The sequence below is a fragment of the Chryseobacterium sp. UNC8MFCol genome (genome assembly GCF_000482305.1).
In the GTDB taxonomy this organism is placed as follows: Bacteria; Bacteroidota; Bacteroidia; order Flavobacteriales; family Weeksellaceae; genus Chryseobacterium; species Chryseobacterium indologenes.
In genome coordinates, this window is sequence record NZ_AXUZ01000012.1 from 195,241 (window position 1) to 216,266 (window position 21,026).

Annotated in this window: 15 protein-coding genes; 2 read left to right on the forward strand and 13 right to left on the reverse strand. The window is 38.2% G+C overall.

Features of this window, described 5'->3' with window-relative positions:
- Positions 1 to 315: 315 nt before the first annotated feature.
- Genes M030_RS0106690 through M030_RS0106700 form a run of 3 tightly spaced genes read right to left on the reverse strand, consistent with a single transcriptional unit; the run spans position 316 to position 4,115 of the window.
- The gene (locus tag M030_RS0106690) at positions 316 to 1,719 is read right to left on the reverse strand and encodes an MFS transporter (RefSeq protein ID WP_034722211.1); all 1,404 of its coding nucleotides are present in this window, start codon (positions 1,717 to 1,719) and stop codon (positions 316 to 318) included.
- A gap of 2 nt (positions 1,720 to 1,721) precedes the next feature.
- Entirely contained in the window at positions 1,722 to 2,240 is a 519-nt protein-coding gene (locus M030_RS0106695; protein ID WP_027372790.1) for a nuclear transport factor 2 family protein, read from the reverse strand.
- A gap of 12 nt (positions 2,241 to 2,252) precedes the next feature.
- A complete protein-coding gene (locus tag M030_RS0106700; protein WP_027372791.1) occupies positions 2,253 to 4,115 on the reverse strand; it encodes a glycoside hydrolase family 13 protein in 1,863 nt (620 codons plus the stop codon).
- Positions 4,116 to 4,469: 354 nt separating this feature from the next.
- Between M030_RS0106700 and M030_RS23825 the strand changes: the two genes are divergently transcribed.
- Positions 4,470 to 5,432 carry a sterol desaturase family protein gene (locus M030_RS23825; protein ID WP_034722215.1) on the forward strand — a complete coding sequence of 321 codons (963 nt, stop codon included), beginning with the start codon at positions 4,470 to 4,472 and terminating at the stop codon, positions 5,430 to 5,432.
- Positions 5,433 to 5,465: 33 nt separating this feature from the next.
- On the opposite strand, the gene M030_RS0106715 is transcribed toward M030_RS23825, so the two are convergent.
- The 9 genes from M030_RS0106715 to M030_RS0106755 all read right to left on the reverse strand — a co-directional run bounded on the left by M030_RS0106715 (position 5,466) and on the right by M030_RS0106755 (position 17,797).
- Positions 5,466 to 6,455, reverse strand: a complete 990-nt coding sequence (locus M030_RS0106715; RefSeq protein ID WP_027372792.1) for a bile acid:sodium symporter family protein — start codon at positions 6,453 to 6,455, stop codon at positions 5,466 to 5,468.
- A 94-nt stretch (positions 6,456 to 6,549) separates the two neighbouring features.
- Positions 6,550 to 7,710 (reverse strand): aspartyl protease family protein, encoded by a 1,161-nt coding sequence (locus M030_RS0106720; RefSeq protein ID WP_227533131.1) that lies wholly within the window; start codon positions 7,708 to 7,710, stop codon positions 6,550 to 6,552.
- Positions 7,711 to 7,721: 11 nt separating this feature from the next.
- A complete protein-coding gene (locus M030_RS0106725) occupies positions 7,722 to 8,597 on the reverse strand; it encodes a hypothetical protein (RefSeq protein WP_027372794.1) in 876 nt (291 codons plus the stop codon).
- Positions 8,598 to 8,626: 29 nt separating this feature from the next.
- The gene (locus tag M030_RS0106730) at positions 8,627 to 9,457 is read right to left on the reverse strand and encodes a hypothetical protein (protein WP_027372795.1); all 831 of its coding nucleotides are present in this window, start codon (positions 9,455 to 9,457) and stop codon (positions 8,627 to 8,629) included.
- On the reverse strand, positions 9,454 to 10,695 hold the full coding sequence (locus tag M030_RS0106735) for a radical SAM protein (RefSeq protein ID WP_081806297.1): 1,242 nt from the start codon (positions 10,693 to 10,695) through the stop codon (positions 9,454 to 9,456). Before M030_RS0106735 ends, M030_RS0106730 begins: the two co-directional genes overlap by 4 nt.
- 72 nt (positions 10,696 to 10,767) lie before the next feature.
- On the reverse strand, positions 10,768 to 10,977 hold the full coding sequence (locus M030_RS0106740; RefSeq protein WP_027372797.1) for a hypothetical protein: 210 nt from the start codon (positions 10,975 to 10,977) through the stop codon (positions 10,768 to 10,770).
- A gap of 206 nt (positions 10,978 to 11,183) precedes the next feature.
- Positions 11,184 to 13,340, reverse strand: a complete 2,157-nt coding sequence (locus M030_RS0106745) for a glycoside hydrolase family 97 protein (protein WP_027372798.1) — start codon at positions 13,338 to 13,340, stop codon at positions 11,184 to 11,186.
- Positions 13,341 to 13,420: 80 nt separating this feature from the next.
- Entirely contained in the window at positions 13,421 to 15,025 is a 1,605-nt protein-coding gene (locus M030_RS0106750; protein ID WP_081806298.1) for a RagB/SusD family nutrient uptake outer membrane protein, read from the reverse strand.
- A 12-nt stretch (positions 15,026 to 15,037) separates the two neighbouring features.
- Positions 15,038 to 17,797: a SusC/RagA family TonB-linked outer membrane protein gene (locus tag M030_RS0106755; RefSeq protein WP_027372800.1), complete on the reverse strand. Its 2,760-nt coding sequence runs from the start codon at positions 17,795 to 17,797 to the stop codon at positions 15,038 to 15,040.
- A gap of 334 nt (positions 17,798 to 18,131) precedes the next feature.
- Here M030_RS0106755 and metG point away from each other — a divergent pair, with 334 nt between their 5' ends.
- Entirely contained in the window at positions 18,132 to 20,168 is a 2,037-nt protein-coding gene (metG, locus tag M030_RS0106760) for a methionine--tRNA ligase (protein ID WP_027372801.1), read from the forward strand.
- 119 nt (positions 20,169 to 20,287) lie between these two features.
- Here the strand turns inward: metG and M030_RS0106765 are convergent, their stop codons facing one another.
- Entirely contained in the window at positions 20,288 to 20,992 is a 705-nt protein-coding gene (locus M030_RS0106765; RefSeq protein WP_027372802.1) for a class I SAM-dependent methyltransferase, read from the reverse strand.
- Between the last annotated feature and the right edge of the window lie 34 nt (positions 20,993 to 21,026).

The following is a 21,026-nucleotide window of genomic DNA, read 5'->3' on the forward strand; positions in this document are numbered from 1 at the left end:
GATATACAAAGGCCAAAAGCTATTTATCTTCTATAAGACACAATGATTTGGCTGCGATAAAATTTCAGACTGTAATTATTTGCTCCATAAATTGAGGGAATGATATTGTATATATAAGTAAGGATAAAAGTCTGTGTTATTGTGAAATCTGTGGGAAACCATTGAACTCTGACTTACTACACATATAGGTTTGGGCTAAAGCCAATTAATAAACGGATAAAAAAAGCGGGCTAAAACCCGCTTCTATGGATATTTTGACAAATAATTTCGTTGACGACAATCATTCACAATTTTCAATTCTCCACTTTTAATTTTCTAAAAGTGTACCTGTTGAATTTCTTCTTCAATTTCCTTCGGCGTCTCATTTTCAGATTTCACAAAAATCATGGTTACCAGTGCTCCGATCAACATACAGATACCTCCTACCACTACATAATCCATTGCCTGCTTACCGAAGATCCCGCTAACGACAGGCCCTCCGAATAATCCGTTGATAATCTGAGGAATGACAATAAAGAAATTGAATATCCCCATGTATACGCCCATTTTCTTTTGAGGAATTACTTCAATCAACATTGCGTACGGCATTGCCAGAATGCTAGCCCAGGCAAACCCAAGTCCCACCATTGAAATCCAGAGATTACTTACCTCTTTGATAAAATACATAGAGATCAGCCCTAAACCACCGCAAAATAAAGCCAGGGCATGTGTTTGTTTTTTTCCGATCCATTTTGCAATCGGGGTTAACAGAAAAGCAAAAGGAATTGCCCAGAGATTGTACATCCCGAAAAGTTTACCTGTGAGATCCCCGGCATCATTGAATGCTCTGGAATGGGTATCTTCGGGAGAAAGCCCCATATGATGGGTAGCTAAAGCACTTGTGGTGAATACCCACATGGTAAATAAAGCAAACCATGAGAAAAACTGAACGATCCCCAACTTTTTCATCTGTGCAGGGATAGTGGCAAAATCTTTAAAAATATCTGAAAATTTCGATGGAGTTTCTTCTGTTTCTTTTCCGTTTTCAAATTCAGCAAACTCTTGCGGAGAATATTCTCTGGTCGTAATAATTGTATATAAAATGGCTATGAGAAGCAATGCTGCGCCAATATAAAAGGAATAGATAACATTATCTGCCACGAAACCCTTTGGTGCCTCATTCGAAATCCCGAGCTTTGTCAGCCAATCCGGCAGGTACGAGCCCAGTACCGCTCCAATTCCGATCAGGATGGTCTGCACGGAAAATCCTATTGTTCCCTGATGTTTTGGCAGCATATCTCCTACCAACGCCCTGAAAGGCTCCATTGCTATATTGACCGATGCATCCATCATCGCAAGGAAGATAACAGCCAGTAAAAGAGCATTGGCAGCAAACATATGAGTGACCGACGCTGCATTCGGCAGTAATACAAGTCCTATTGAACACAAAACAGCTCCTATCAGAAAATAGGGCTTTCTCCTTCCTAAGGGACTCCAGGTATTATCTCCCATGTGCCCGATAATTGGCTGAACAATCAATCCTGTAACAGGGGCCACCAACCAAAACCAGGACAATTGATGAACATCAGCTCCGAGGTTGGCCAAAATACGGCTTGCATTTCCGTTCTGTAGCCCGAAAGCCATCTGAATACCCAAAAACCCCATACTCATATTGATAATCTGAAGCATGGAAAGATTGGGTTTTATTTTCTTTGAAATAGTATTTTGGGAAGAATTCATTCTTATTTCTTTAATTCCTGAATTAAAGGATCTTCAAGGGCCGATTTTTCAGCAACAACCTTATCCACCACATCATTAGGAATGGTCATGGAAAGTACATATTGTTTTACCTTCCAGTTTCCATTGATTTTTTCAACGACACCTGAGCCTCTGCAAATTTTCATCTGCGTGTCCAATAATTCATCAAACCAGGCCAGTTTTCCGTCTTTGCTGAAGTATATATTTCTCTTCAATGCTGTAAAATTCCATGTTCTTTTTTTATCAAAGTGAGGTTTTGCCCATAGCATGAAAGCTTTTTTATCCCAAACTTCGGTCGCATCTGTTCCAATAAATGTGGACTCATCTGCAAAATAGTTGAAGTAAGTTGTATAATCTGCTTTGGCTGCAGCCACATTAAAGGCATCAAGCATGGTACTGATCTCAGATTTTTCTTTTTCAAATGTATTTTTGGCTTGTGCGGAAAGCAATGCAGATCCTATTAAAAATAACAGAACAGCATAAATACTTATTGATTTTTTCATATAGTTTATAATTTATTTTTTCAGTTCAATAATTAATGATGATCTGGCCGGAATAACGATACTATTCTGAAGTAGCCATTCTTTTCCCGACATCACCTCTTTTCCTTTAGAGAATCCTTGTAATGATTCTTCAAAACGTTTCAGATCCACTTGTTGGTCTTTATCATTGTTGTTGAGCATCACCATGACACTTTCTTTTTCATTATATCTGAAGTAAGTAAAGACTCCATCCTGAGGAACGTAATTTTTTGTTTTTCCGGTATGAATCACTTCTTTATTTTTTCTCCAGTTGAGTATTTTTTGGGTAAAATCAAAGAATTCTTTTTGTTCGGGAGTCTGTGTGGCAGGATTAAAAGCATTTTGCTGATCAGATTTCCATCCTCCAGGAAAATCACGTCGGATGTCTGCATCGCCCCCTTTATTTTTATCTCCGCGCATTCCTATTTCTGACCCGTAATAAATCTGGGGAATTCCGCGAACGGTTGAAATGAGGGTAAGGCCCATTTTATAAGCTTTGGGATCTGCATTAAAGATTTCATTCCATCTTTCGGTGTCATGGTTTTCAAAAAAAATCAGAAGGTTATTGATATCAGGATACAGGAAATCGCTGGTGAAAGAATCGTAAAGCTTTATCATGCCTGTATTCCAGCTTTCTTTTTCCTGTAGTGCTTTGGGCATATCTGCAAACAGCATAAAATCCATTACCGATGGCAGGTTCGAATTATATCCCGCTGCCTCTCCTGTTTTGGAATCCTTCTGCCATGCAGAGATCTGGCCGGAAGTGTATAGCCAGGTTTCACCCACAATATTAAATTTCGGATACTCGTCAGTGATCGCCTTAGCCCATTTGGCCATTGCTTCTTTGTCGTTGTACGGATAAGTATCTACACGAAAACCTCCCAATTCTGCGTATTCAATCCACCATATGGCATTTTGGGTTAAATATTTTAACACCAATGGATTTTTCTGGTTAATATCCGGCATTGTAGTATCAAACCAGCCGTTTAACGCATATTTCTTATCAATTTCAGAAGCGTTAGGATCAAATTGAGTGGTTGTTTTGTAATTTGAGCGTTTAAAACCTTTTTCACCATCGGCGAACCAGTGAATCCAGTCCTTTGAAGGAAGATCCCTAATCATCCAGTGTGAAATACCCCAGTGATTGGTCACATAATCCATTACCAGCTTCATATTCCTTTTGTTAAGCTCACGGGAAAGGTTTTTGTAGTCGTCATTGGTTCCGTAGCGGGCATCTATTTTATATAAATCGGTCTGTGCATACCCGTGATAAGAATAGACTTTTTCGTTGTCTTCGTTGACCGGAGTCAGCCATACGGCTGTAGCCCCAAGGTTTTGAATATAATCCAGATTGTTGATGATTCCCTTTAAATCTCCACCATGCCTGCCGTTTGGCAGCGTCCGATCTGCTTTTTCGGTTAGATCACGGCTCGAGTCATTTTTCTCATCACCATTGGCAAAACGGTCCGGCATAATAAGATACATCACATCTTTTGAGCTGAATGAGCCACGGTCTGCGGAACCCGGGTTTCTCGATTTCAATTCATAATGATAGCTTCCCAGATTTTTTTTGCCTTTTTTAATGTTGATTGTAAATTGGGGAACGTTGATTTCATTGGTATTAACGGTAACGAAGACATAATTGGGGTTTTCTACTTTCTGAATATCTTTAACGGGAATATTGTCGGAAAGCACAATATCATTATGGGCAACATCTTTGCCGTAGACCAAAATCTGAAGTTCAGGATTTTTCATGTCTTTCCACCAGAAGGCCGGCTCAACTTTTTCTATGATTTTTGACTGAGAAAAAGCGATTGAGGCTGCTGAGAGTGCGAAAATCAGGGGTATTTTTTTCATAAATATTCTTAGTTTTCCATTTAACAGGTCGTCATGAGTTCATTTACTGCATTTGAAAAACCGTTCATTATTTTGAAAACCAACAAGTTACCATCAAACATACAACAATTTAATTATGAACAACTTACCAGCAAATTACAAAAAAAAATCAAAGATCAGCACTAAAATTGGTACCAGGGGAATTATAGGTCTCTTCTACACCTTACCGATTGCTTACATCTTTAAAAATATGACCCTTATGAAAAATAAAATTACTTAAATTTTATTTTTTTAACTAAAAATAGTAACGGAAAGCAATATTTAATCTAAAAATAATAATTTCAAATCAGTTTTATTTTTAGATTTACAGAAAAAATGTTTAACCTAAGTACTATGTTCGAGGTCGAAGGGCCGGATGTTGTCTATACATGGACGATTCCGGTGTTTGCTGCTATTATTTTTATGGAGATGGCTTACAGTCATTTTAATAAGGAGAAAATCTATGAAACAAAAGATGTGGCGACCAATGTTCTTTTTGCATTGCTCAATTATGGATTAGATATTATCATGAAGGGATTTTCTCTGTTTGTCATGATGTTTTTTTATCACCACCGTATTTTCGACTGGCAGGAAGGAATCTGGTATTGGATTGCGGTATTCCTTGCCCAGGATTTTGCCTATTATGTTCATCATTATGTGGATCATCACTCCCGCGTTTTCTGGGCGGTACATATTACTCATCATAATTCCGATTATTTCAATATCAGTACAGGTTTCAGGAGCCCGGTATTTCAACCTTTGTACAGGTATTTGTTCTTCTCTCCGCTGGCATTCATAGGCTTTCATCCGTGGCATATCCTGGTCGCTTATTCTGCGATACAGATCTATGGAACTTTTGTACATACCCAATCTATTAAAAGCATGGGTTTTCTGGAATATATCTTAGTAACGCCATCACATCATCGTGTACATCATGCCTGTAACATCAAATATCTGGACCGAAATATGGGAATGGGGCTGATTATCTGGGACAAAATTTTCGGAACATTCGAAAAGGAAGATCCTGAAGTTCCAGTAAAATACGGAGTATATCCAAAAATAAAATCGAAAGACCCGGCTACCATGTTATTTTATGAATGGAGAAGGATTGGAAAGGATATCAGACAACCCGGAATTTCTTTTATCACAAGAATCAAATATCTTTTTTTCTCACCGGGATGGAGACATGACGGTACGGGAAAAACGGTAAAGCAATATCAAAAAGAGTATAGAGAAAAGATGATCAGCAAGAAAGATGGCGGCCAACCTCAACAGCCGGAAGTTCCGGAATATACTTAATGGTAAAAGATATAATCAACCCAGGCTTTGGTGCTAGCTTGGGTTAATTTTTGAAGATTTTTCTGCAATTTTGCCTGCCAGCCAGCTTACGTAAAACAACTGAAAGCTGTGATATACCATGACAGGAAGCAGAAATAAGACTTTTTTATCCTCAGGAATACCTAAAACCAACAGAAAAAGACTTCCGTGGACAAGGGACTTTTTTGACCCGCAGAAAGCTACTGTAATGATATCTTCCCTTTTGAAGTCCATCTTACCGGCAATCAACTTAAGAATATTGTATACTGTAAAGAACAGGAAAACGACACTGAATGCGAGAATCAGAAAGGTCACCGGAGGAACTGAGCTGAAAATATTTTCTATGAATGCCGTTGAAAAGCTTTCGTAAACAATGAGTAAAATAATCAATCGGTCAAATTCCGCGATACTATTCGAATATTTTGTTACCCACTTTTTAAAAACCGGATTCAATAAGATTCCGAGAATAATGGGTAATAAAACTTTAATCAGAAGTTGCTGCAACACGTCTCCGTGGTTTCCCGATCCTGCTGCAGAAGTTAAGAAAAAGCTCATGAGAAGCGGAGTCATCACAATACCAATCAAACCGGAAATGGAGGCATTAAAGATCGCAGAAGTTACATTTCCTTTAGCAATAGATACCATTACTACCGAAGATGAAACGGTAGAAGGCAGGCAAGCCAGAAAAAATATGGCAAGCCAGATCTCCTGATATGCGGATCCTTTCACCAAGGGATAAAAGATCAGCACCAACAGAGGAAAGAGAATAAATGTACCTGACTGGATAAGCAAATGCAGCTTCCAGTTGGTAATGTCTTTAATTACTTCTTTAAGGTTGAGTTTAAGACCATACAGTAAAAAAATAGCTGCAATTCCCCAATCTATAAAGGCTGAAAGATTAAAATAAGAATTATAAGATTCACGAAAAGGGATCAGATATCCCATGAAAACCATTCCGATGAGGAGCAGGAGAAAAACATTTTGTTTATTAAAAATTTTAGCCATCAACATTAAAAATAGAAAATTTCCACATAAAAAATCCTTAAAGGTAAAACCATTAAGGATTATAAAGTTAAGGAATAATATTTATTATGACCGTTTATTGCTTTTCAATATAGCTTTCATTATACAGTTTATTGGGCTTTATATACACCATATTATTTTGAAAATCCAGGAAAACATTAAATCTTTTAAGAATTTCATTCCCCAGAATATTCATTTTTTTATCATTCACCGGCCTGCTTTCGGAAAGTAGCTGTGCAGGAATATTTTTAAGGCTGTATTTTCCCAGACTCAGACTTTCAAGGTTGGCTGTCACAACAGGGATTTCGTTTCCTTTGGCGCCTTTCATAATGACTTTTTTTATAATCTTCATCTGATCAGTAGGAAATTTTTGTTCTTTGAGCAGAGGGCCATCCAGCATTACCGTTCTCTGATAACCGGTATCAAAGAGGAACCAGTCTTTATTCTTTACGGCACCCTGCTGAATGGTGGTTTCGACAAAAAATAATTTATCATAAAAAGTAATGTTTAGTTTTTCATAGGCTTTGTCTTTTTTTACTTTTTCAGGAAGTTGGGAATGAACGATCATATTTCCCAGGTCGTAATCAAGCTCTACTACCATTCCGTCAAAAAGATCCCAGCCGAACCTCCCATCTGTTCCATGCCCGGTTAATTCCACTTTAAAAATCCTGAAATCCTGATAATTTTTGTTTCCGATGGAAAGTATATTCACACCTGATTTTAAAGATTGTTTAATTTTGTTCTGTAATGTTTCCTGGGTAAGGGAAAGATTGCTGCTTCCAGTATCAAAATTAAGGGTAAGAGAGTCGGTTTTGTTCAAAGCTGCTTTTACAAACATGGTATTCTGCTCATTAATCCCCAGACGGATCGTATCATGAAAAGCGGGCGTAGTCCTACTGAAATCTTTAGAGGGTACACTTTCGATCCTGGTAAAACATGAGTCTTTTCCTTTCAGAAGTATGATAAAGTCTTTTTTCTCCCCTTTTTTTATTTTTATCCTGATAGAATCAATATCTGTTTTTACCTTGATCGTCTTCGAGCCATCGATGATCCGGGAAACGGTGTATACATCGGGTTTCACAGACGGATCAATATTCCAGTCCGTTTTCAGTCCGTTATCTTCTTCAATAAAAATTGCTTTTGAGGAATTCGCTTTCAATACCGGGAGTTTTTTCTGTGCCATGATCTGAATAACCGATAAAAATGATAATAAAAAAGTGAATGTATATTTCATCATAAAGTTCGGTATTATATTAAAAACTTACCTAGATACGTCATAAGAATATCGAGGGACGTACTTCCCATGGTAGATCCGTCATGGAAACAATTATCCGTAGGCGCAATATAATAATGATAAGGCTTATGCTCTATTCTTAAAACGGGATAATCAGGAAAAAGTTTTAGAAAATACGCTGTAATATTTTTGTTGTTGACTTCGTTTTCCCTGATATCGATTTTCTTTTTGATCATATCATACACCTGAAGCATAGAGAGGTTGATAATGAGTAAATATCTTGATTCTTTTCCAAGGTTAAAGGCAATACGGTTGCCATATTTATGAGCTGTGTGTAAAGTCATATCTTTAGAACTGTCTTTATGCACTCCTATAAACCTGATATCATGAATGGTATACCCGTCCGGCAGCTTTCTTTTGTCTAAAGAGACAATTTCACTGTTGGCAAAATTGGCTGCGAGGCTCATAAATTTAAACGGGGCAAGGGAAATGCTTTCAAGAAATGCATTGAGTCTGATATTCATCTCATGGACCAATGCTTTATTTTCCCTGAATTTTTCAAATACTTCAGCTTCTGAGGTCGCGGAATGTAAGTCAAGTTTAACGAAAAGCTCTTTTAAATTTTGGGGCATTTCTCCGGTAAAAACAGAGTTGTAATCCTTTTTATTTTTATGATTTCCGGTAAATATTTTATATTCCTCTTCAGTCGGTATACGCCAGTCTCTTTTAGGAAGATGCGCTTCTGCCTCGTACTGCTGAATAAATTTTTCATTTTTAAAAATCAGTTCGTTGGGAGCCTGCTTTGAATGGTGTATCGTGCCTGAATTGATAAGAACGGTGTCTTCTTTTCCGTTCAGGTAAATTTTAATTCCCGGTTTTAGTTTTTCCATATGTCATATTTTACTATTGGCAAGTGTGTCTAGTATCTGTCGAATACTCCTGTATAAACCATCGTAATATCAAAAAATTTGTTTCCTAATGTCGTTCCGTCATGAATAAAGTTATCCGTTGGGGCGATATAATACTGATAAGGTTTAATCTCCAGCCTTACTACAGGATAATCCGGATAAAGTTTAAAAAATTCTTCCACAATATTCTCTGAAGTAATTTTTCCGGTGTATTTTTTCTGAACTTTAGTGTAGATCTGCCTTAAAGTAAGATTAATAAAGTAAAGGAATCTTGATTCAGCGCTTATATTAATGGAAATTCTGTTATCTGATTTGTAAGCGGTGTGAGGGGTAAATGAAATACTTTTATCAATGTGTAATCCTGTATATTTAAAAGTATTCTGACCTGTGTGGTGAAAAGTCGTACTCTGCATATCAGGCAGTGACCTGGCGATTCTGTGAAATTTATATTTTCCTCCTGAAGATTTCTGCTCTAAAAAGACGTTGAGTTCGTCATTCAGTTTTTTAATAAGATCTTCATTTTTTTCAAACTGCTTCGGCACGTCAAAAAGGGATTCACATTCATTAAGCTTAAGGCTCTTAAACAACTTTTCCAACGATAGCGGAACGGTCCCCATTCCCAACGTGTTAAACATTCTGCTATCCTCATCAGGTGTCAGAATTTTTTTATACTCCGGATCTGTGAGTGAGCGCCACTCCAGGTTGGGCAAATAGGCATTGTGATAGTATTCGATTTCAGGATTGGTGTTATCAACAGGTAAAACCCCCGAATTGATACTGATCTGGCCTTCTATATTTTCAATCTGCTGATTGTAAATTCTAATACCTTCTTTTAAATTCATGCTAAACTATAGGCTAATAATTTTTCTTTAAATTCTTTCTGGGGAAAACCATAATCTATGCTTTCCAATTCTTCTACGATATCATCATATGAAACTCTGGTGAGCTGCATTTTTTCACAGGCCTCTTCAGGCAGACTGTCGATCAGGTCATTCTGGATGTAAGTGACCAGCTTTATCATGTCATGACAATAAATAGTAGGATTATCGAAACCTTTTTCGTTAGAATACCTGTTGAGCAGAAATCCTCCGCCACAGATTTCATAAATCGGGCATTGAAGGCACTTTTCGTTCACCATCTGATGCGAGTTGATGTAGATATCAAAAAGCGGATCTTCGAGGATGGCAGCAATTTCATGGGTATGAATATTGATGTCATTCCGGGTAATGCCTTCATAGCAGGCTCTGATAGAGTCTGCAACTTCAAGGTTCCCGTTGGTTTCCACCACTGCTACTCCATTTTTTTTCAATCCTACCATCTGATCTCCGACTTCTTCACCTGCAACCAGCTGGATAAGCGTTTTGAAAAATCTCATATTAGGTCTTTCCGGATCATTTTTCCATATCCGGAACAGCTCTATCAGCCAATCTGCAAACGGAGTATACCCATAAGTATTGATCTTTTCCGGAAGGATATCATCCGGCAACTTATCAAAATGACCATCCGGAAGAAGGAGGTTAAAACTCGGGATATTGAGATTTTTAAATTCCTGGTAAAGCTCCTGAGGGCTAATATTGAGGTTCACTACCGACAAAACGCCATGCATCCCTTTATCCAATCCGATCTGAATGGCGTGACGGACCTCATCATACGATCCTTTTCCATTATGAAAAACCCGGTATTTATCATGATATTCTTTAGGTCCATCCATACTGATTCCGACCCGGATGTTCAACTCATCAAAAAGGCTGTACCAGTCTTCATCCAGGCCTACTCCATTGGTTTGAATGACAAAATCAAAATAGGCATCGGGAAGGGTTTCTGTAAATATCCTGATACCTTCCCTGTAAAATTCTTTAGGGAAAAGCAGAGGTTCACCTCCATGAAATACAATCTGAAAGGCTTTCAAGCTGTTTTCAGTGCTATAGCGTAATAATTTTTCAGCGAATATTGTTATCGTGTCTATGGACATAAATTTAGGCTGTTTCAAGTAGGTTTTATCGCCTAAATTGTACATATAACAATAAGAACAGTTGAGGTTGCATCTGCTTGCAACCTTCAGAACAAAAGAAGTAACCATATCTCTATCAATAATAAAGTTCTTCGCTATTTGACTAACGAAGAACTTAAATTTTTTATAAAAAAGTAATTATTAAGCTCTTAAAAAAGTGTCGTGAGCTCTGTCGTAAGCTGCAGAAGCTCCCGAAATAGCTACTACACCACAAGTTCCGATTACGGCATCAATCTCTCTTCCTCCAAAGATAGACTTATACAGGTCTACATTCTTTTCTGAGTTTTGGATTGATTTTTTAAGAATTTCCTTTTGTTCAAGGTTTTTAGAAATTTGAACTTTCTTTTTCATGTTTAATTAGTTTTTGATTAATAATTTTACTTACATTACCAAATATAAAGAAACATTTTAGAAAACAAAACTTTTTTTCAATTTAATTATTTTTTTTTCATTAAATAAACAAAAGAGCACCGAATTCAATGAGAAAGCAACAAATTTAAAGACCGGAAAAAACAGGTTAAAAAAAGGTGTTAGTCCCGGTCTTTTATTTCTTCAGATTATTTTACCGGTTTAATAGAGACGGCAAAACCACCGCTTCTTACCATTTTGAAATTAATCTTTGATTTGCTGGTAATTTCCTTTTTATAGATATTGTAGCTTTGAGGATTATCGATATAATCGGCATCCTTTCCATCTTCGTAGATCGTTGCTTCATATTTTTTCCCTTTATCCAGGAATGAGAAATCTACCGTGTACTCACGCTTGTTTTCATCTGTAATACCTCCTACAAACCAGTTTTCAGTACCTTTTGCTTTTCTGGCTGTGATGACGTAATCTCCGGGCTCAGCCGATAAAATCTTCGTATCATCCCAATCTGCTGCTACATCTTTAATAAACTGGAAAGCATCCATATGTTTTTTGTAGTTCTCTGGTAAATCTGCAGCCATCTGAAGAGGCATATACATGGTTACATATAATGCAAGCTGCTTAGCCAATGTAGTTTTCACAAATCGTTTGTCACCAGGGAAATAATAATCTAACTTGGTTTGGAAAATCCCCGGCGTATAATCCATAGAACCTCCCATCCATCTTGTAAACGGAAGAACGGTCTGGTGATCGGGTTTGTTTCCTCCAAAAGCTTCATATTCCGTACCACGGGCTGCTTCCGCAGAGATATAGTTCGGGTAGGTACGGCTTTCCCCTGTAGGGCGTACAGACTCGTGGGAATTGACCATAATTTTATAGTCATTGGCTTTTTCAGCAATTCTGTAATAATGGTTGACGGTCCACTGAGAGTAGTGATGCTCACCTCTTGGGATGATATCTCCTACATATCCTGTTTTCACAGCATCATAACCATATTTATTCATTGTTTGGAATGCTTTGTCCGCCCATCTTTCATAGTTCGTTGCAGAACCTGAAGTTTCATGGTGCATAATCAGTTTGATTCCTTTAGAATGGGCATATTCATTTAGCATTTTGATATCAAAATCCGGGTAAGGAGTGACAAAATCGAAAACATATTCCTTGGAGTTTCCAAACCAGTCTTCCCAACCGATATTCCAGCCTTCAATCAATAATCCCTGGAATCCGTTTTCTGCTGCAAAGTCGATATACTCCTTCACTTTTGTATTGTTGGCAGCATGTTTTCCGTTCGGAGTAAGCTTGGTAAAGTCTGTTTTATCTAAATGTACGTTTTCAGCAGTAGAATACGCCCATTGAGATTTGCCAATGATCATTTCCCACCATACACCCATATATTTTGTAGGGTGAATGTACGAGGTATCCTTATATTTTGTAGGCTCGTTAAGGTTGAAGATCATTTTGGAATCCATCACTTCTTCTGCCTTTGGTGCCACGATGATCGTTCTCCAGGGTGTTACGGAAGGAGTCTGGATATATCCTTTTGCCCCCTGCCTGTCAGCGGTCAGGTGTGTTTTGAATTTAAAATTCTGCGCATCTACTTCCAGGTGTGAAGCCGGATAGTCTAACACTGCTGCTTCAGCAACATTGATATACAGCGGATTTTTACCTTCTTTTTTAAGCATCAGCGGAGACTGAACAGCATTTTTCACCAAGGTCTGAGAGGCATTGGCATCGAATGCTTTATCCCATTTTGCGGGAATTTCGGAAACTTTTGTCTCCTGATACTGGTATTCCTGGGAGTCATAGTCTGCAACCATCCACCACGCTTTCATGTCGGTTGGAAAATCGATTTCAGAATCTTCTTCCCTGATCACAAAGTAGTTCAGATTTTTCTGCTGTGGGAATTCATATCTGAATCCTAATCCATCGTTGAACAATCTGAATTTCACTACGATACTTCTGTCTGTTGAAGCCTGATTCAGCGTTACCGCCAATTCATTATAGTTATTGATATAATTTTTCTTTTCTCCCAGCACCGGTTGCCAGGTTTCATTTTTAGAATCTCTTTTTTCATCTACTTTGGCAAAACCGTTATTTAAGTCAAATTTTGCATCTTCCGGTTTTGCTATTTCAGAAGCGAACTTTATCGCTTTGTCTTTAAATAATCTTAACCCCAATTTAGAATCTTCCACTACTACTGAGCCGTTATATTTCAGATTGTAAAACGGAATCCCGTCTTTCAACTGAAAATTCATTTCAAACTTCCCGTCCGGTGATTTTAAAGATTGTGCCTTCACACCTACAAACATCATCGAGAGCAAAAGGGCTCCAACTGTAATTTTCTTCATAATGACTATTTATTAAACTTTAGGAAAAGAAAACGCTGCACAGAGCAGCGTTTTTTACTCTTTATAAATTTTATTTTGTATTAATATCCCGGGTTTTGTACCAGGTTCGGATTAGCAATAAGGTCTCTTGTCGGAATCGGGAACAGGTTTCTGTAACTGTCTACGGCTTTTCCTTCTTTAACATTTCCTTTCCATGGCCACAGATAAGCACCTGTTGTATATTTTCCGAATCTGATAAGATCTGATCTCCTGGTCATTTCCCAGGATAATTCTCTTGCTCTTTCGTCCAGGATAAAATCAAGATTGATGGAGGTTACATTTCCGCTGGCATCACCATAGGCACGCTCTCTAAGTTTATTGACATATTCAACAGCTGTAGCCTGACTGCCTCCGCTTCCGCCTCTGAGTACTGCTTCCGCATACATCAGATAGATATCACCCAAACGGTACAAAGGAATGTCAGCTTCTACCCAGTTGTTATGAGCTCCCGGAGATCCGTTGCTTTTAACATTTTTATATTTTATAAATGCATAACCATCGGTGAAAGATGCCAGGTCATTGATCTCAAGATTCTGTCCCTGGGTAAAGAATCTTCCTCTTTTATCACTTCCGTTAGCCGGGAATAAGCCTACAAATGACTTGGTCGCTCTCAGCCCATACCAACCGCCGTTGATTCCGTAGTCTGCCGCTTTCATTTCGCCTCCTACCGCTGCATGCACCATGTAAGTAGTTCCTCCGTTGGTCTGTGTATTGATTCCGTCAAAGTTTACACTTAAAATCTGCTCAGAATTGCTGATGTTGTTATCCGCTAAAAACAGGTCTTCATATTTTGGTTTTAAAGAGTATCCTGCTCCGATTACTTTATTACAGTAAGTAATACAATCTGTATTTCTTTGAGTTCCGGTATACACTTCAGCATTCAGGTACAGTCTTGCCAGTAAAGCCCATGCGGCAGCTTTATCTGCTCTTCCGTATTCGTTTGTTCGCGGATCTTTCAATTCATCAGCGATAGCCAAAAGTTCGGTTTCGATATATTTGAACAAATCTTTTCTCTCTATTCTTGAAGGCGGGGTTGTCACTGCCGGAGAATAAGCTTCGGTAACAAAAGGAACGTTTCCAAACATATCCAGCGCATGGAAATAAGATTGTGCCCTCAAGAAACGAGCCTCCGCTCTCATTAGTTTTGCCTGGGTAAGATTATCCCCTGTAATATTGTTCGTACCCAGCCTTTCATCTGTAACATTTCTTAAAAATTCATTACAGTATGCAATTTCCGTATATATTCTGTAATATGTTGCTGCAATAAATTCGTTGGAAGCATCCCATGTCATTTTGTGCATGGTATGCAGGTTTCCGTCATTCCAACCGATAACGGCTTCATCGGTGGTCACAACATTAAGGGTATACAGCAATCTTGTGTATTGGGAAAAGCCCCCATTAATCCCGTTAATATCACTATCCGGCTGATCTCCGTCACCACTGATCTGTCCGCCCATGGCAAGACCACCATATAGCTTGGCCAATACATTTTTGTAGTTGGAGAAATCTTTATATATATTGTTTCCAATCTGATCCGTTATCGGCTCTCTTTCCAGGTCTTTCAGGCATGAAGCCGCTGTTGTCAAAAGAAATGCTGCGGAAATTGGCAATACTATATTTTTAAGTCTGATCTTATTAAGTCTCATCTTGCTTCTTATTTAAAATTGAAAGTTAAAGCCTATAGAATAAATTTTAGGCATCTGATAATATCCGTTGTCTATCCCGCCGTATACTTCAGGATCTAAGCCTGAATATTTAGAGATCACAAAAACATTTTGTGCCATACCATACACTTTCAGATTACTTCCTTTTGAGAATATTTCTCCAAAGTTGTATCCGATATTGATATTATCCAGTCTGAAAAATGATGCATTTTCCACATAAATGTCAGATCTGTACTGGAAATCCGAGAACTTATAATCAGCGGCTGATGAGAATACGTTCTGCAGATATTCGTTGGTAGAAGCAGACTTTAAAGAACTGTTGGAAGCCGCATTATTATATACATAGTTGCCTAGCACTGCTCTTGCACTTAGTGCAAAATCCCATTTCTTATGTGATAACTTGGTCGAAAAGCCTAAGATAGCGTCCGGAGTTGTCGATTTGTAGTAATACATATCTTTTGTGTTGATGACCCCATCTCCATTTCTGTCTACGTAACCTCCACTGATCGGGTTTCCACTTGCATCGTATGCCTGCTGATATACCCAGAATGAGTTAGGAGCATATCCTACGGCATGAGCCTGAATTCTGTTTCCTGAACCTCCTTCAATACCTCCTACTTCCATATTAAAGGACTCTCCTCCTCTGTCTTTCAATTTTGTAATGATGGGTTTGTAGTGGGTTGCGTTAAAGCTCAGTTCCCAGGTTGTATTTTCATTTTTAACAGGGATTACGGTAACACTTCCTTCAATCCCTTCATTCTTCATATCTCCGATATTCTGCCAGCTGGCGTTGCTCAGGCCTCCTGCCGGTTCATCAGCAAATACCAATAAATCTTTGGTATCTTTTCTGAAAAGGTCAATGGATCCTGTTACCCTGTTTTTAGCAAAACCAAAATCCAATCCTATGTTTTTGGTAACGGTTGTTTCCCAGGTAAGATTCGGATTGAAGTTGGCAGGGCGGAACATATAATAATATTCGTTACCAAACTGATAATAAGCTCCAGGATTACTTGGGTTGTAGGCTCCAAGTGCCGGGTAGTTATTTGGTTTATTACCATTCACCCCAAGTGCCGGCAGTTCCTGTTGTCCTGTTTTCCCCCATCCTGCTCTCAGTTTTAAAGTACTGATCGCTGAAATATTTTTAATGAAGTTTTCTTCGTTTAGCTTCCATGCTAAAGATACTCCGGGAAATACTCCCCAAACATTATCCCGGGTCAGGTTATAGAACCTGGAAGAACCGTCTCTACGGATTGATCCGGAAATAACATATTTGTTTGCAATGGTGAAGATAGCTCTACCATAGAAAGAGATCAAGGTATTCCTGCTTTCGAAATCTACATCTTTTGTATTATTTCCGATCCCTCTGTAAGTCATTGCTCCCGGAATGATGATATTAAAATCCTGATAAGAATATCCGGCAGTAAGATCTACTCCTGAATTAATGGCAGAAATGTTCTTAGTATAGTTAAAATAAGTTTCCAACAACTTGTTCTTCTTTTCCATGGAATAGAAGTTTTCACTTCCTTTATCTTCGTATCCTATTCTGTATATGGCGTCTTTTACTTTATGCCCCTCACTTTTGGTATAATCGTAACCTGCATTCACATTAAAATGCAAATCCGGCAGAAAATGGAACTTATAATCCAGCTGAATATTCCCTAACCCTCTGGTTACGGAAGAAACATCGCGAAGTCCATCGATCATTCCCAGTGGATTTGAGCTTGCGTTCACATTATATCCGTTGGGAGAGTTATTATCCAGCCATTCGTAATATCCCCCATATTTGGAGTTTCCTGAGTATACAGGTTGTGTGGGATCAAAGTACGTAGCTGCTTTTATCACTCCTCCGTCAACAAATCTGTTGTCGGTAAAGGTACCTTTTGCATTTACATTTACTGATAAATGGTTATCAAAGAATTTCGGGTTTAAGTTCAGACCTACGGAAGTTCTTTTGAATGAATTGGATCTTACAATACCATTCTGTTCGTTGTAGCCTATCGATAAACGGTAAGGTAAGGCTTTGATACCTCCTGAGAAAGACACGTTATTATCTGTTCCCCATGCTGTTTGATAAATTACATCCTGCCAGTTGGTATTGGCGTTCCCCAGCTTTGTTTTATAGTTGGCCGGAGCGTACGTATTTACAAATTGTCTGAACTCATCAGCATTTAAAACATCTACATTACCCATTTTGGTAGAAAGTGAAGTCACTGTTGAGAAGTTGACCTTGAATCTTCCGGCACTTCCCTTTTTAGTAGTGATCAAAATTACCCCGTTGGAAGCTCTGTTTCCATAGATTGCTGTTGCAGAAGCATCTTTTAAGATATCAAATGTTTCAATATCGTTAGGGTTAATCAGGGATAGAGGGTCTGACACCCCGTTTACTCCGACAAAATCCTGAGGTACGCCATCAATAACAATCAAAGGTGAGTTTTCTCCCCCGAGCGAAGATGTTCCCCTGATTCTGATTTTGGTACCGGAACCCGGAGCACCGCTGTTATTGGTAATCTGTACTCCCGGTGTTTTCCCCTGGATCAGCTGGCCTGCAGAAGTAGCTCCACCATTGAAGTCTTTGGCTGTAACCGAAGTAATGGAACCTGTAAGGTCAGATTTTTTTTGTTTCCCATACCCGATCAATACAACCTCTTCGATCTTCTTCTCCTTCGTGATAGAGTCTGTGGTCTGCGCGTGCATTATTGTACTGGCCAATAAAAAAGCGGGCGCAACTTTTAATACCGTTGTAAAATTCTTCACAATCTTATTTTTAATATAGTTTCGTTTTATTGATTTTTTTGGCTTAAAGCCTTGTCGCAATTTAAAAAAAAAATAGAATTAGCATAATTTTAATATAATTTAAGTTAAAATTGTGTATATTACGAAACCGAAATAAGTTAGTTGTTTCAAGTCCAATAATTTATTGGATAGTATGCATTGCATAATATAATTCTTCTCGCAACATAAAAGTTAAACAAATGTTTAACTTTATTTCATATAGAAGTCCTGAAAATTCATTATAGATCATAATAACTCCACAAATAGCGGTATTCAAGAGATAATCCTTATCTTTGCAGTTAAAACTTTACTATAAATGTCAAACAGAAAGATGATTACGGCAGCATTGCCTTATGCAAACGGGCCGGTTCATATAGGACATTTGGCAGGTGTTTATATTCCTGCGGATGTTTACGCAAGATTTCAGAGAAGATTAGGAAAAGATGTAGCGTTTATCTGTGGTTCGGATGAACATGGAATTCCTATTACCATAAGAGCTAAAAAGGAAGGTGTAACCCCACAGGATATTGTTGACAAATACCATGGGATCATCAAAAAATCCTTTTCAGATCTGGGAATTTCTTTTGATGAGTATTCAAGAACGACTTCTAAAAATCATTATGAAACGAGCCAGGACTTTTTTAAGGTTCTGTACGAAAAAGGGAAATTTACGGAAGAAATTTCAGAACAATATTTTGATGAGCAGGCGGGAGAATTCCTTGCTGACCGTTATATTGTAGGAACTTGTCCTAATTGTGGCAACGAAAACGCTTACGGAGACCAGTGCGAGAAGTGTGGTTCTACCCTATCTCCTTCAGAACTGATCAATCCGAAATCAATGTTGAGCGGTAATGTTCCTATTTTAAAAGAAACAAAGAACTGGTACCTTCCTTTAAATGAGTATGAGGACTTTTTAAATGAATGGATCATTGAAGGTCATAAAGACGACTGGAAGCCTAACGTATACGGACAGGTGAAATCTTGGCTAAACGACGGTTTAAAACCACGTGCCATGACCAGAGACCTGAACTGGGGAGTTCCTGTTCCTCTTCCGAACGCTGAAGGAAAGGTTCTTTATGTATGGTTTGATGCTCCGATCGGATATATTTCTTTCACGAAAGAATGGGCCGAGAAAAACGGAAAAGACTGGAGAGATTACTGGCAAAGTGAAGACAGTGACCTTGTACATTTTATCGGAAAAGATAATATTGTATTCCACTGTATCATCTTCCCGTCGATGATGAAAGCGCACGGAGATTACATCATGCCTAAAAACGTTCCGGCATTTGAGTTCCTGAACCTTGAGAATGATAAAATTTCAACGTCAAGAAACTGGGCAGTATGGGCGCATGAATATGTAGAAGATTTCCCCGGTCAGCAGGATGTTTTAAGATATGCACTTCTTTCTTCCGCTCCGGAAACAAAGGATAATAACTTTACATGGAAAGATTTCCAGACGAAGAATAATTCTGAGTTGGTAGGTATTTTCGGAAACTTCATCAACAGAGTTGCAGTTCTTATTCATAAATATTATGATGGAGTTGTTCCACAAGGAGATGTAAACAGTCCTGAATTACAGGAAATAAATAAGGCTGCGAAAGAAATTTCAGGATTTTTAGAAAACTATGAATTCAGAAATTCTCTATCTGCCCTGATGAACCTTGCTCGTTTTGGAAACCAGTACCTTCAAACGGAAGAACCTTGGAAAACCATTAAAGATAATCCGGAAAAAGCAGCACAGTCTTTATTCGTCGGAGCTCAGATTGCCGTAGCTTTGGCTCAGTTGTCAGAACCGTTTATGCCTTTCAGTTCTGAAAAGCTCTTGAATATGTTCAATGTTGAAAAGAAAACATGGAATGATATTGAAACACAATCTGTATTAATTGAGACCGGACACAAGATCAATGAATCTTCCCTTTTATTCTCAAAAATTGAAGATGATGTGATCGAGGCTCAAATTCAAAAGCTGGAAGACACGAAACAAAACAATAAAAAAACAAATCCTAACGCCAACCCTATGAAAGAGGAGATCACTTTTGATGATTTTACTAAAATAGACTTAAGAACAGCTACGATTACAGAAGCTGAAAAAGTTGAAAAAGCAGATAAATTACTAAAACTGACTGTGGATACAGGAGTAGACGTAAGAACTGTAGTTTCAGGTATTGCAGAAAGCTTTACGCCTGAAGAAGTAATCGGAAAACAGGTAATGATTTTATTAAATCTTGCACCAAGAAAAATCAGAGGAATTGAATCTCAGGGAATGTTGTTATTGACTACAAAACCGGACGGTAAATTATCTTTCGTAACACCGGATGACAGTAGTGTTGAAAACGGTATTGAGATCGGATAATTGTCCATTGATATAAAAATTGAAGGCTGTTTCATTTTGAAGCAGCCTTTTCTTTTGGTAGTAGAGCAATTGTCGTGATATGAAAAAAACGGGCTACAACCCGTTTCTATTGTATAATTTTATTTTTTAGTCAGTTTTGCCAGATAAGAATCCTCATCCTGCAGTACTTTTTCAATATTGAAGCCGTTGTTCACTGCTGCGTTTTTCAATGTATTAAAATCGAGGTACAACCATTTGATCGGCTCTTCGGATTCACCTTTATAATGCACAATATAATCCAGTTCCCCGTAATATCCTCCGGCCGGAATATAAACTCCTCCGTCTTCATCACGGTCAAACATATAGAGAATATCCGTGCTGTCGATTAAGATTTGTCCCTTATCATTGAGCAGGGTATGCAGTTTTTGAAGATAAGTATCAATTTTAGGCAGGCTTTCAAAAATTCCCGTTCCATTCATCAGCAAGAGAATGGTATCAAAAGTTTCTCCCGAAAAGTTGAGAATATTTTCAGCGACAGCCTTTTTTACTCCTCTCAGTGTACAGACTTCAATAGACTTTGGTGAAATATCCAATGCTGAAACATCAAGATTTTTTTCATTTTGAAGATACAAAGAATGAGATCCGGCTCCGGCTCCAATATCCAAGACTTTTCCCTCGGATAGCTGAAGCGCTTTCTGCTCTATTGCATTCATATTATCAAAATCTCTGAATAAATACTTTACCGGAAGTTCATCCAGCTCAGAAATTGAAGTTTCAGTCTGCAAATCTTCAGGAGTATCGTTATGATAATAATCCCAGATTGCTCTACCCATTAAATCTTTCATAGTAGTTGTCAAAGGTACAAAGATACAGCTTCGA

Bases quoted from the DNA above. Each gene is read 5' to 3' on its own strand.
- M030_RS0106765 (WP_027372802.1), bottom strand. From the start codon at position 20,992: ATGAAAGATTTAATGGGTAGAGCAATCTGGGATTATTATCATAACGAT.
- M030_RS0106735 (WP_081806297.1), bottom strand. From the start codon at position 10,695: ATGGTTACTTCTTTTGTTCTGAAGGTTGCAAGCAGATGCAACCTCAAC.
- M030_RS0106745 (WP_027372798.1), bottom strand. From the start codon at position 13,340: ATGAAGAAAATTACAGTTGGAGCCCTTTTGCTCTCGATGATGTTTGTA.
- M030_RS0106700 (WP_027372791.1), bottom strand. From the start codon at position 4,115: ATGAAAAAAATACCCCTGATTTTCGCACTCTCAGCAGCCTCAATCGCT.
- M030_RS0106740 (WP_027372797.1), bottom strand. From the start codon at position 10,977: ATGAAAAAGAAAGTTCAAATTTCTAAAAACCTTGAACAAAAGGAAATT.
- M030_RS0106715 (WP_027372792.1), bottom strand. From the start codon at position 6,455: ATGGCTAAAATTTTTAATAAACAAAATGTTTTTCTCCTGCTCCTCATC.
- M030_RS0106730 (WP_027372795.1), bottom strand. From the start codon at position 9,457: ATGAATTTAAAAGAAGGTATTAGAATTTACAATCAGCAGATTGAAAAT.
- metG (WP_027372801.1), top strand. From the start codon at position 18,132: ATGTCAAACAGAAAGATGATTACGGCAGCATTGCCTTATGCAAACGGG.
- M030_RS0106695 (WP_027372790.1), bottom strand. From the start codon at position 2,240: ATGAAAAAATCAATAAGTATTTATGCTGTTCTGTTATTTTTAATAGGA.
- M030_RS0106725 (WP_027372794.1), bottom strand. From the start codon at position 8,597: ATGGAAAAACTAAAACCGGGAATTAAAATTTACCTGAACGGAAAAGAA.
- M030_RS0106720 (WP_227533131.1), bottom strand. From the start codon at position 7,710: ATGATGAAATATACATTCACTTTTTTATTATCATTTTTATCGGTTATT.
- M030_RS0106750 (WP_081806298.1), bottom strand. From the start codon at position 15,025: ATGAGACTTAATAAGATCAGACTTAAAAATATAGTATTGCCAATTTCC.
- M030_RS0106690 (WP_034722211.1), bottom strand. From the start codon at position 1,719: ATGAATTCTTCCCAAAATACTATTTCAAAGAAAATAAAACCCAATCTT.
- M030_RS23825 (WP_034722215.1), top strand. From the start codon at position 4,470: ATGTTTAACCTAAGTACTATGTTCGAGGTCGAAGGGCCGGATGTTGTC.